The following is an 11234-nucleotide window of genomic DNA, read 5'->3' as shown; positions in this document are numbered from 1 at the left end:
CCCCTTGAGAACATCTTCCAGAGCTTCGCGACCGAGTTCGACGCCACCCTCGTCGACGGGATGAACGACGTCGTGCGGAGCGGCCTCGCCTGGGCGCAGCCGCAGCTCCGCGCGCTGCTCGTGCTCTACGTCGTCGCCTACGCGCTCGGCTTCATGCTGACCGCCAGCGTCAGCGCGCGGCAGGCTGCCTACGCAGCGTTGAGGGGTCTGCTCGTCGCGGCCGCCGTGCAGTCGGCGCACTACGTGCCCTACGTGCAGGAGATGTTCTTCACCACCCTGCCGAACCAGATCGCCGCGGCCCTGAACGGCCCGCGCATCACCGTCTCCTCCGCGCAGCAGTTCGACATCATGTGGAGCGCGACGCTGCGCGTGAACGCCTACGTGCTGGGCCAGGCCAGCGGCTGGCTTCAGGTGATGGACCGCGCCATGGCCTGGCTCTTCGCCCTGCTCTGCCTCATCGCGCTCGGGGTCATGTTCGTCATGTGGTTCGTGAGCCGGATTTTCATGGCGATCGTGATCTGCATGGGACCGTTCCTTATTCCCCTCTACCTTTTCCGCGCCACGCGCGGCTTCGTGGAGGGCTGGATCGGGAAGCTCGTCGGCCTCACCGTGCTCCAGCTCGCCTCCTCCATCCTGCTGCGGGCGCTGCTGGTCGTGATGACCGCACGGTTCAGCGCCATGCAGAACAACCTCGGCAGCAGCATCGACATGATGCTCGGCAGCTTCGCCGGGATCGCCGGCCTGTTCTGGATGGGCGCGCTGCTCATGGTGGTGCTGCCGACCGCCGTGTCGATCGGCGCCGCCATGGGCGCCTCCCAGGCTGCGACGGCGGCGGCGCTGCTCAGCCTGCCCAACCGCGCACACCACCTCGCCAGCAAGGCCGCCCGCGCCGCCGCGCGGCCGGGCCGCGCCTGAACAAGGACCCGCCCAGGATGCGTCGATCCGCATTCCTCCTCGCCCTCCTCGCCCTGCTGGCCGGCTGCGCCTCCCGTGAGGCGCCGGGCTGCCGCGGCGACGCCTTCGACCTGAACCCGGCGGGGGCGCCGCGATGAACGCCATGCCCCCGCGCCCGGCGACGCCGGAGGAGGCCGCGATGGCGGCCGAGGTGATCATCCCCCAGGCGGAGCTGCAGCGCCTCTACACCGCCGCGCGGGCCGAGCGGGCGCGCGAGGAACGGCGGCGCCGGCGCGCGACCCTGGCGCGCAACGGAACCATCTTCGCCCAGTGGGTCGTCATCGGCGGCATGGCGGTCTCGATCGCCTCGATGCTGCCCCTCGTGCGCGTCGAGCCGGTCTTCGTCTACCTGCGCGACGACGGCACCTCGATCTCCTCCCGGAGCTGGGCGGACATGCCCTCGGACGCCCGCCAGGCCGCGGTCCTCAACGTGCTGTCCGAATACGTCCGGCTGCGGGAGGGCTGGTCCTCGGGCGAAGCGCAGCGGGCCTGGGAGGTGGTGTCGGCCCTCTCCACGAAGCCGGTGCGCGACCAGTTCCAGGCCTGGTACAGGCGCGACAACGCGGAGAGCCCGCAGCGGGTCTACGGGGAGCGCACCACGGTGCGCGTCGTCGTCTCGGACGTGCAGCGCGACGCGGTCACGCCCGGTGCCTACCGGGTCTACTTCACCCGCACCGAGCGCACCGGCGCCGTGGACGGCCGGGCCGTGCCCATGATGGCGAGCCTGCGCATCCGCGACGTCGCCGACCCGCGGCAGATCCCGTGGTGGCAGCGGGTGCAGTTCAACGGCCCGGCGGTCCAGGTCTGGGAGTACCCCGGCGCGCAGCCGACCTCCCCAGGCGGGAGCGGCGAGCGATGAGGCGCGTCGTCCTCGCCGCCGCCGTAGCCCTCCTCGCGGTTCCCGCGCTCGCCCTGGAGACGCCGCGGGCGTGCTCCGCGGCCGACCCACGGGTGCGCTGCATCGCCTACGACCCGGCGCAGGTCGTGCGGCTCTATGCGGCGACGGGGGCGGCGCTGACGGTCGAGTTCTCAGAGGCCGAGACCATCGTGGACGCTTCGACCTCGGACAACGGCCTGCTGGAGGGCGGCGACGCCTCGTCGCGCCAGGCCATCGCCATCGCGGAAACGGGCGGCGCCCCGGGCACGGCCGACCGCAACCTGATGATGGCGAAGCGCGGCTCCTTCCTCTTCCTCAAGCCGCTGCGGCCCCTCCTGCCCCAGCCCATCACGGTGCTGACGCGCCGGGAGGACGGGCGGGTGCGCCGCTACACCTTCCAGCTCGAGACGCGGCCCGGCGGCCTGACCGAGGACATGCCGAACACCTTCTACGCGGTCCGCTTCACCTATCCGGCGGACGAGGCCGCGGCGCGGCGCGCCCGCTGGGAGGCCGACCGGGAGGCGCGCCAGGCCCGCCTCGCGGCATCCCGCCTGCGCCAGAACGTCATCGCCGGCGAGACGGTGCGGAACGCGCGCTACCGGGGGCACGCCACGCCGGAGGACCGTGCCGCCCTCGCGCCCTCCTCGCCCGGCGCGGAGCCCGCCATCTGGGACGACGGCCAGCGCACCTTCCTCCGCTACCCGGGCAACCGGCGGGTCCCGATGGTCTATCAGGTGCTTCCCGACGGGCGGGAGGGCGTGGTCGGGCAGTCCGCCGATCCCGACCCGACGACGAACGGCACGCTCCTGACCCTGCACGGCGTCTTCCCGATGCTGCGGCTGCGCGACGGCCGCGCCGTGCTGTGCATCGTGAACCAGGGCTTCGACCCCACCGGCCGCAACCCGGGCACCGGCACGACCGACCCGGGCGTGGTCCGCGAGCTCGCCCCGGAGGAGCGTCCCCGTGTCCGGTAGCGCTCCCTCCCCCGTCCAGCAGGCCCGTGCTGCGCCGGCGGGGCGGCGCCCACTCGGGCGTGGGGGCGTGGTCGGCCTCGGGGTGCTCGGCGCGGCGTCGCTCGTGGGCATCGTCTACTTCACCAGCGGGGCGCCCACCGAGCGCGACCCGCAGCCGAGGCCCGCCGAGGGCGCGCCCGGCCAGATCGGCGCGGCCTTCGAGCCCTACCGTCCGCCGCCACCGCCACCAACCCGCGCCTCGCTGCCAATGCCCCCGCCCGGCCCGGCTCCCGTCTCGCCCATGGCGCCCATCGCGTCCGTGGTGGCGCCGCAGTCCCAGGGCTACCGCCCGACGCCGCTGATGGCCTTCGGCGGCCCCGGCGGCAGCGGCGCGGGCGCCGAGCCGGGGGCCGCCACGGGCGGGGGCCCCGGGCACCCCGGCGGAGGCGGCTCGGAGCGCCGTGGGGACGGGCTCGCCGCGCGGCTGGTGGTCGAGGACCAGCCGGCCGCCGTGGCGACCCGCCTGCCCGACCGCAACCTGTTCCTCACCGAAGGCACGCCCATTCCCTGCATCCCGGACGCGCCGATCACGAGCGACGTCGAGGGCGCCTTCCGCTGCAAGATCCCAGCGCCGGTCTACTCGACGAGCGGCGCGGTGCCGCTGCTGGACACCGGAACCTGGATCGTCGGGCGGGTGGGCAGCGGCCTGCGCCGCGGCCAGAGGCGCCTCTTCGCGGTGATGACGCGGGTGGAGACGCCGCAGGGCTGCCTCGTGCGGATCCGCGCGCCGGCCGCCGACGCGCTCGGCCAGGCCGGGCTCGACGGCGAGATCGACACGCACTTCTTCCAGCGCTTCGGTGCCTACATCGGCATGGCCTTCCTCGACGCCTCGCTGCAGGCCGCCGTGCTCGCCGCCTCCAACGCCGCGGCCGGCAACCGCGGGGGCATCAACTTCTACCAATTCCAGAACGCCGGCCGCGTCGGCGGGCAGGCCCTGTTCGGCGAGGACGCGGCGATCCCGCCGACGCTCTACCGCAACCAGGCCGAGCCGATCGTGGTGCGGCTGACCCAGGACATCGACATGCGGCCCTGCTTCCGGCTGCGGCTGCGGGAGGACGGGCGGTGAACGAGGCGGCGATGCTGCTCGACGAGGTGCTGGCGCCGCTCGCCGCCGACCTGGCCGACCCGCTCATCGAGGACGTGGCGGTGAACGCGCCCGGCGAGTGGTGGGCGCGCGGCCCCGCCGGCTGGGAGCGCCGCACCTCCCCCGAGCTCGACTTCGACACGCTGGAGGGGATCGGGATCCTCGCCGGCTCGCTCCGCCGGCAGGACGTAGGGCGCGGCAACCCGCTCTGCGGCGGCGAGCTGCACACCGGACACCGCTTCCAGGTGGTGGTGCCGCCCGCCGTGCCGGCGGGGACGGTGAGCCTCACCTTCCGCCGGCCGAGCGACCACGTCTCGCCCCTGGCCGCGGTGCCGGACCGCTACGACACCGCCCGCTGGAACCGCTGGGGCGAGCGCGGCGGGGGCCGCCGGCACGACAGCGCCGAGCTGCTCGACCTCTACGACGGCGGCGACGTGGTCGCCTTCCTGCGCGCCGTGGTGCGCACGCGCCGGACGCCCCTGCTCGCCGGCGCCACCGGCGCGGGGAAGACCTTCATGGGCAAGTCCATGCTGGCCGAGGCCGACGCCGGCCTGCGCGTCGCCACGATCGAGGACGCGCTCGAGATGGCGGTGCGCCAGCCGAACTGCGTGCGGCTGCTCTTCGCCGCCGGCGGCGAGGGCGGCGTCACCCCGGCCGACTGCCTGCATGCCGCGCTGCGCATGCGGCCCGACCTCATCCCGGTGCAGGAGCTGCGCGAACCGCACTCCGCCTGGGTCTACCTGAACGAAATCGCCACCGGCCATCCTGGCTCGCCGGCCACGATTCACGGGGAGACGGCGCCGCAGGCCGTCCGCCGCCTGTTCTCGCTGCTGAAGGGCAGTCCGCAGGGCGCGGGCATCGGCGACGACGTGCTGCTCGGCATGATGGGCGCCGGGATCGACGTCATCGTGCCGATCGGCACGGATGGCGGAAGCCGCCGGCTCGGCGAGGTCTGGTTCGCCGACGACGCAGCCCGGCGCGGGGAGACCATCGCCGACCTGCTGAGGGCTCCGTGACCGGCCCGCGCGCCGCGCTGCTCGGCTCGACGGCCGCCGCCGCGGCCGGGGCCGCGTGGACGCTGACGGCGAGCGCCGCCTTCCTCTGGGGCACGGGGCTCTGGGACGCCTTCCCCTACCCCGCCTGGCAGTGGTGGCAGTACCTCGCCATCGCCGGCACGAACGCCACCGTGGACTATTGGCTGAAGGCGAGTGCGGTCGCCGCGACTGGCCTGGTCGGCGTCGTCGGGGCGCGCCTGTGGTGGGCCTGCGGGCGGCGGGAGAGGCCCCTGCACGGCGAATCCCATTTCGCCACCCGGCGCGAGGCGGAGGGGAGCGGGATCGTCTTCGCGCCGCGGCCGGTCCCGGACGGCATCATCCTCGGCAAGTGGGGCCGCGGTCCCTTCGCCCGCTACGCCTGCCTGCCTGGCCAGCAGCACGTCGCGGTCTACGCCCCGACCGAGGAGGGCAAGGGCGTCTCCTTCGTCGTGCCGAACGCGATGAACTGGGGCGGCGCGCTCGTAGCCTTCTCGGTCAAGCGCGACCTGGTGCGCTGGACGGCGGCCGAGCGGGCCCGGAAGGGCGACGCGGTCTTCGTGCTCGACTTCGGCGACCTGGAGGGCCGCACGCACCGCTGGAACCCGCTCGGCCTGGTGCGGCGGGGCACGCCCGACGCCACCGACGACCTCCAGAAGGCGATGTTCGCCCTCGTGCCGGAGACGCGCGCGAACAATCCCTATTGGGACAACGCCGGCCGGCGCGTCGCCACGGCGCTCGCCGTGCTCCAGTCCGAGACGCCCGGCGCGCCGCTGACGGTGGCCGCCGTGGCTGGCCTCGCCCGGCGGGGCGACTGCGTCGCGCACCTTCGCACCCTGGTGGCGGACGCCAGGCGGGAGGGGCGCCCCTACCCACGCGCGGCGGTCGAGACGGCCCTTGGCTGGGCGGACGGCCTCGAGAAGGGGAGCGAGGAGGCGCGCGGGGTGCGGCAGACGATCCTCACAGCCCTTTCGCTCTGGGAGGTGCCGCGGATCGCGGCGGCGACGGCGGCGAGCGACTTCGACGTGCGCGAGCTGCGGTCGCGCCGGATGTCGGTCTACCTCTGCGCCCAGCCCTCCGACCTGCGCCGGATGCGCCCGATCTACGCGATCTTCTTCCAGCAGCTGATCGACGCCATGGCGCGGGAGGAGTTCGGGGAGCGGCGCGAGCACCGGCACCGGGTGCTGGCGCTCCTCGACGAGTTCTGGGCGCTCGGCGAGCACCGGGTGCTGGCCGACGCCACCGCCTTCATCCGCTCCTCCGGGCTGCGGATGGCGATCGTGGTGCAGTCGAAGGACCAGACCCGGCTCGCCTTCGGCGAGGACGGGTCGCGGAACATCTACGCCAACGCCGGCGCCGAGATCGCGCTCGGCGGCCTCGATCAGCGCCAGGCGGAGGAGGTGAGTCAGCGGGGCGGCGTGGACACCGTGGTGGAGACCACGCGCAGCCGGCCGCGCTTCTTCGGGTGGCTGCACCCGCAGAAGCAGAGCGAGAGCGAGACGGTGCGCCGCCGGGCGCTGATGCTGGCGCAGGAGGTGCAGCGCCTGCCGGCCGACAAGCTCCTCGTGCTGCGGCGGCGGCTCGCGCTGCTGATGCTCGACCGCCTCGTCTGGTACCGCGACCCCTGGTTCCGGCGCCGGGCTGGCGATCCACCGGCCGTGCCGACCCTGGGCGTGGACGTCGAGCGGGACGCGGCGCCCGCGACGCCGGCAGCCGCATGAACGCGCGAGAGATCCCCAAGCCCGGCCGCGGCGCCGGTTATCGAAAGGCAAGCGAGGTGGGCACCTTCCTCTTCTGTCGGCGCGCTTGGTGGTTCGAACGGCAAGGCGCACCGTCCGACCGCGAACCGGAGCGCGTGCTGGGAACGGCCTATCACCAGCGCCACGGCGAGCGCGTGGCCGCGACCCCGCGCGTCCAGGTCCTGGCCCGCTTGGTCCTGGCGCTCGCCGTCACCCTTTTCCTCCTCGGCCTTTGGCTCTCGGTGCCATGAGCAGCGTCCTGCTCGCCCTTGCCGCGCTCGCCTTCCTCCTCTGGCTGTTCCTGCGGGGCCGCGTGGAGGCGCTGCCCGGCGAGGTGGTTTATCAGGACGAGCCGGGCGCGGAGACGCTGGTCTCGCACCGCTACGGGCTTGTCGGCCGGCCGGACTACGTCACGCGCGGCAAGCGCGGTCTCGTACCGGTCGAGGTCAAGTCGCGGGCCTGCGGCGCGCATGGCCCCTACCCCGGCGAGCGCGCCCAGCTCCTGACCTACTGCCTTCTGGCGGAGGAGGCGCTCAGCGAGCGGGTAATCGCCGGGGAGCTGCGCTACCGGAACCGGGTCGTGCGCGTGTCTTTCGGAGACCGGGAGCGGCGCGAGATCACGGCGCTGCTGGAGGCGATGGACGCCGCCTGCGACGCGCACCGGAGCCACGACCAGGCGGCGCGATGCCGCCGCTGCGGGTTCCGCGAGCGCTGCGCCGAGGCGCTCGTGTAGATGAGGCCCGTTCCGTCTGACCGGGCCGCCTACAGCCGGAGGCCCTGGGACGGCCTCTCGCGCCCCTGCTCGGCCGCCGGCCCGCGCAGGCGTGCCAACCGCTCCCGGACCGCCCCCGCCAGCTCGGCGCCGAGGCGGGAGAGCCGCTCGGCGAACGCGTCACGCGCCCGCACCGCCTCGGCGAGGCGCGCGGCGATCGGCGCCGCCATCCGGCCGCGCCGGTCCCGCGCCAGCCGCTCGCCGAGCGTCGTCTCCGGCAGGCCCATCCCCGCGCGCCTCTCCGCCGGCCGCGCGCCCGCCCGCAGCGCCCGCGCGGCGCCGCGCCGCACCTCCCCGGCTCGGGCGAGGAACTCCAGCGCCCCCTCCTGCCGCGGCTGCCGGCCGAGGTTGCGCGCCGCGTTCGCCCAAGCGTCCGCCTCCGTCACCGGTCGGACGTCATTCAGCGGCCGGCGCCGCACCACCTCGGCATGCTCCGCGCCGGCCGAGACGATCAGCCAGGAGGCCCGGCGATGCCGCGTGCCCGAGGCATAGGCCGCGAAGCCCGTCACCGCCTTCGTGCCGGCCGGCAGGGCATGGACGTGCTCGGTCGCCGTCGAGCCCTGCGCGGTGTGAGTGGTCATCACCTCGCCGTAGGCGAGCCGCACCCGGCCCGTGGCGCGGTCGGCGAGGGTGGACCAGGCCACCCGCCCCTCCCGGCCGGAGGCGGCCTGCACGCGCATGCCCTTCGCGTCGGCCGAGAGCACGGTGAGCACCGAGCCGTTGCGCCCGATGCTGCCCCCCTCCCCTTCCGCGCGCGTGCTGGCAAAAAGCCGGACCCTGTCGCCGGGCGCGAGCGCCATCTCGTAGGCGTTCCCGTCGCGGTCGGCCGCGCCAACTCGGACCTGGTCCTCCCCGACCTGCCCGAGGCCACGCCGCACCTCCCGGATGGCAACGCCAAGCCGGTGCGCGTCGGCGTTCGTCGGCGCGGAGACGGTGAGCGAGTAGCCGGGGTCGCCGGCGTTCGCCCGCAGCCGCTCGCCGACGAGGGCGGCGACGCGCTCCACCGCCTCGCGGGTGCCGCCTGGGACCATCTCGGCCGTGCCGTCCTCGCGCTTCATGGCGAGGGCCTCGGCCGCGCGGCCCTCGCGCCAGTGGCCGGCGATCTCGCGCTCCCGCTCGGCGCGCTGCCGGACCGTGGTGAGGATCTCCGGCACCTGGTCGGGGCCGAGCGCGCGGCGGACGAGGTCCACGATCGGCCCGGCCTCGATCGCCTGGCACTGGCGGTCGTCGCCGAGCATCGCGAGGCGGAAGCCGCGCGCCTCCTGCAGCCGCAGCAGCTCGAGTCCCTGCCGGGTGCCGAGCAGGCCGAGCTCGTCCACCACCACCACGGCGCGTCGGTCGAGTACGAAGGCGTTCGCCTTCGCGCCGTCGAGGAAGACGCTCAGCGCGCGGACGTTCTCGCGGGCGATCCCGGCGTCGGCGAGGTCGTCAGCCTGCCGCCAGGCCAGCGCCACGCCGTGCACCGCCCTCCCCTGCTCCGTCCAGGCGGCCACCAGGGGCTGGAGCAAGGTGGTCTTGCCGCTGCCCGCCGCGCCGACCACGACGCCGAGCCGGCCGCCCTCGCCGAGCCGGTGCATGGCCCGCCGCTGTGCCTCGCCGTGCTCGCCGTCGAAGGCCAGGCCGGCGCGCTCCGCCGCGGCAGTGATCTCGCCGGCCCGCAGCGCGCCCGCGCGGTCGCCGGCGGCGGCCCGGACCAGGCGGATGAACTCCGCCTCGTCGGCCGCGTGCAGCGCCGTGGTGATGCCGACCTCGCCCCGCTCCCCGGCCCTGCCCCAGACAAGCGCGGTCGTCTCGCCGTACTGGCGCACGCCCTCGCTCCGGAAGAGCGCGGTCACCCGGCCGACGTCGGCCGTCTCCTCGATGCCGGCGGCGATGAGGCCGCGCAGCGCGGCGGTGCGCGCGTCGGCACCGCTCACCACCGCGCGGCGGTCCAGCTCCCGCTCCAGCCAGGGCAGCGCCGCCTCGTAGGCCCGCGCGATCCGCTCCTCCCGCGTCGGCCCCGGCAAGGCCCGCCGGGGCCCCTCGATGCCCTCGTAGCGCCAGCCGAGCTCGCGCGCCTGGCGACGCCAGTCGGCGAAGTCGGCCACGTCGTCCTTCCTGAGCTTCTCCCGCGCCTCCGCGTCGAGCCCGGCCGGCGTGCCCTGCACGCCGGCCTTCAGCAGGCCGGAGCGGCGCTCGGGCGGCAGCGCGTCCCAGTCGAGGCCGAGCGTCCGGGCATAGGCCCGCGCCGCCTCCTCGCCCCCGAGGGTGCGCTTCGAGAAGTGGTCGCGGACGTGGTCCGGGATCGCCGCCAGGCGCGCCATCCCCGTGCGGTCGTCGAGCACCACCTCCGCGCCGAGCTGGCGGAGGTTCGCGGCGAGGTGCGCCTGGTAGAGCGCGCCGGCCTCCTTGATCAGGCCGTCAAGGCGGTCGAGGTCGAGCGAGCCGACGCGGCCATTCTCGCAGAACACCGCGTTCGGCACGGTGAAGTGGGTGTGCAGGTCGGGGTCGCCGGCGACCTGGACGGGGACGCTCTCGGTGACGGTGCGCCCGCCCTCCTGCCGTGCCGTCCAGAGGGTCGGGCGCGAGGTGTAGTGGTCGAAGGCGATCCAGGCGACGTGGCCGGGGTCGGCACCGTCCCGCCCGCCCTTGCCGTAGCGGGCCTGCCCGATGCGGCCCTCCACGTAGGCCATCGCCTCGGCCGCGGCGTCGCGGTGCGCGACGTAGATGGAGGCCCCCTCCGCCGGGCGGGCGAAGGCCCAGGCGACGGAGACCGACTTGTCCGGGGTGAAGCAGAAGTCCACCGAGCCGATCGGGGTCAGGTCCTTCACCTCGCCCGTCCGCCGGTCCGTGACCTGGCGGGCGACGGCGTACTGCTTGCCCTCGATCTTCGCGCCATCGGCCCGGCGCCCGGCGAGCAGCGCGTTGATCTCGTCGCGCGTCACCCCGCGGTCCGGGTCGAGCCCGAGGCCGCGCGCGACGAGCGCGTGCATGTCCCGGCGTGGCTCCGCCACGGGCGGGCCGTAGGCGGCCTCGAAGTCGCGCCGCTCCAGGGTCTGCGCCAGCCGCTCGCCGAGGCGCGCCTCCTCCTCGTCGGGGTCGGCGCCGCGGTCGGCGTGCCGGAGCATCAACTCCGATATCGCTTCGCTGTACGAGAGATTGCCCTTGTCCATCTCCCCGGCGAGCTCGGCGACGCTCCGGTCCTCGGCCGAGCCGGCGGCGTCCATCCCCCCCGTGTAGTAGCGGGCGAGGTCAGCCACCTCCCGCGGCAGGGTCCGCGTCAGCAGGTGGTCCGTCATCGCCCCTGCCGAGGCCGGCTCCCCCGCGGCGATGGTCGAGTAGGTCAGCACGGCCGGTCAGGCCCCGGGCACCAGCGCCTCGGCGATCTCGCCGGGCAGCGCCGCGAGGCGGGCCTCCAGCCGCGCCATGACGGCCTCCTGGGCGGTGATGGCGTTCGCCATGTCGCGGATCGCCTCGGCCAGGTCGCCGCCAGCCGGGGGCTCCTCGGCCGCCGCGAGGAGGATCCGCTCCAGCATCGCCGTGTGCGCCGCGAGCGTCTCGTTCATCTGGGCCACGCCGCGGATGAGCGCGTCCTGGCGCTCCTCGATCCGGGCGAGGCGGTCGTCGTCGCGCGCCGCCGCAGGTGCCATCGTCCCGCTCCTTTAGCAGCCGTACCGGAGGTACGGGCCGCACTGGTGGGTGCCTTGGTCTGTGCAGCTTGTTGCCTTTCACGGACGGCGACCACGTCCTTCACAACCGGGGCGGGTAAACTTCGCGCGCGGCAC

General features: G+C 75.0%; 10 protein-coding genes. 8 read left to right on the top strand and 2 right to left on the bottom strand.

The window, feature by feature from the left end; genetic code table 11:
• The 8 genes from ACK8OX_RS20545 to ACK8OX_RS20510 all read left to right on the top strand — a co-directional run.
• Positions 1–915, top strand: a 915-nt coding sequence (locus ACK8OX_RS20545) for a type IV secretion system protein (RefSeq protein ID WP_430666111.1), incomplete at its 5' end; no start/stop codon positions are given.
• Positions 916–1057: 142 nt separating this feature from the next.
• Positions 1058–1813: a VirB8/TrbF family protein gene (locus ACK8OX_RS20540; protein ID WP_430666110.1), complete on the top strand. Its 756-nt coding sequence runs from the start codon at positions 1058–1060 to the stop codon at positions 1811–1813.
• On the top strand, positions 1810–2805 hold the full coding sequence (locus ACK8OX_RS20535) for a TrbG/VirB9 family P-type conjugative transfer protein (protein ID WP_430666109.1): 996 nt from the start codon (positions 1810–1812) through the stop codon (positions 2803–2805). The genes ACK8OX_RS20540 and ACK8OX_RS20535 overlap by 4 nt, the downstream gene beginning before the upstream one ends.
• A 67-nt stretch (positions 2806–2872) precedes the next feature.
• Positions 2873–3910 (top strand): TrbI/VirB10 family protein, encoded by a 1038-nt coding sequence (locus ACK8OX_RS20530; RefSeq protein WP_430666108.1) that lies wholly within the window; start codon positions 2873–2875, stop codon positions 3908–3910.
• Positions 3907–4944: an ATPase, T2SS/T4P/T4SS family gene (locus ACK8OX_RS20525; protein WP_430666107.1), complete on the top strand. Its 1038-nt coding sequence runs from the start codon at positions 3907–3909 to the stop codon at positions 4942–4944. Before ACK8OX_RS20530 ends, ACK8OX_RS20525 begins: the two co-directional genes overlap by 4 nt.
• Positions 4941–6680, top strand: a complete 1740-nt coding sequence (locus ACK8OX_RS20520) for a type IV secretory system conjugative DNA transfer family protein (protein ID WP_430666106.1) — start codon at positions 4941–4943, stop codon at positions 6678–6680. Before ACK8OX_RS20525 ends, ACK8OX_RS20520 begins: the two co-directional genes overlap by 4 nt.
• The gene (locus ACK8OX_RS20515; protein ID WP_430666105.1) at positions 6677–6949 is read left to right on the top strand and encodes a hypothetical protein; all 273 of its coding nucleotides are present in this window, start codon (positions 6677–6679) and stop codon (positions 6947–6949) included. Before ACK8OX_RS20520 ends, ACK8OX_RS20515 begins: the two co-directional genes overlap by 4 nt.
• Positions 6946–7431, top strand: coding sequence for a CRISPR-associated protein Cas4 (locus ACK8OX_RS20510; protein ID WP_430666104.1), 486 nt, complete (start codon positions 6946–6948; stop codon positions 7429–7431). Before ACK8OX_RS20515 ends, ACK8OX_RS20510 begins: the two co-directional genes overlap by 4 nt.
• Positions 7432–7460: 29 nt before the next feature.
• On the opposite strand, the gene mobF is transcribed toward ACK8OX_RS20510, so the two are convergent.
• Positions 7461–10799 (bottom strand): MobF family relaxase, encoded by a 3339-nt coding sequence (gene mobF, locus ACK8OX_RS20505; RefSeq protein ID WP_430666103.1) that lies wholly within the window; start codon positions 10797–10799, stop codon positions 7461–7463.
• A gap of 6 nt (positions 10800–10805) precedes the next feature.
• Positions 10806–11099 (bottom strand): hypothetical protein, encoded by a 294-nt coding sequence (locus ACK8OX_RS20500; protein ID WP_430666102.1) that lies wholly within the window; start codon positions 11097–11099, stop codon positions 10806–10808.
• Between the last annotated feature and the right edge of the window lie 135 nt (positions 11100–11234).

The organism is Falsiroseomonas sp. CW058 (assembly GCF_050563535.1).
In the GTDB taxonomy this organism is placed as follows: Bacteria; Pseudomonadota; Alphaproteobacteria; order Acetobacterales; family Acetobacteraceae; genus Falsiroseomonas.
Note: the sequence above shows the minus strand (reverse complement) of the source record. Positions and strands in the feature narration are given on the sequence as shown.

Coding starts and splice junctions, on each gene's coding strand:
- ACK8OX_RS20535 (WP_430666109.1), top strand. CDS start 1,810: ATGAGGCGCGTCGTCCTCGCCGCCGCCGTAGCCCTCCTCGCGGTTCCC.
- ACK8OX_RS20500 (WP_430666102.1), bottom strand. CDS start 11,099: ATGGCACCTGCGGCGGCGCGCGACGACGACCGCCTCGCCCGGATCGAG.
- ACK8OX_RS20515 (WP_430666105.1), top strand. CDS start 6,677: ATGAACGCGCGAGAGATCCCCAAGCCCGGCCGCGGCGCCGGTTATCGA.
- ACK8OX_RS20540 (WP_430666110.1), top strand. CDS start 1,058: ATGCCCCCGCGCCCGGCGACGCCGGAGGAGGCCGCGATGGCGGCCGAG.
- ACK8OX_RS20510 (WP_430666104.1), top strand. CDS start 6,946: ATGAGCAGCGTCCTGCTCGCCCTTGCCGCGCTCGCCTTCCTCCTCTGG.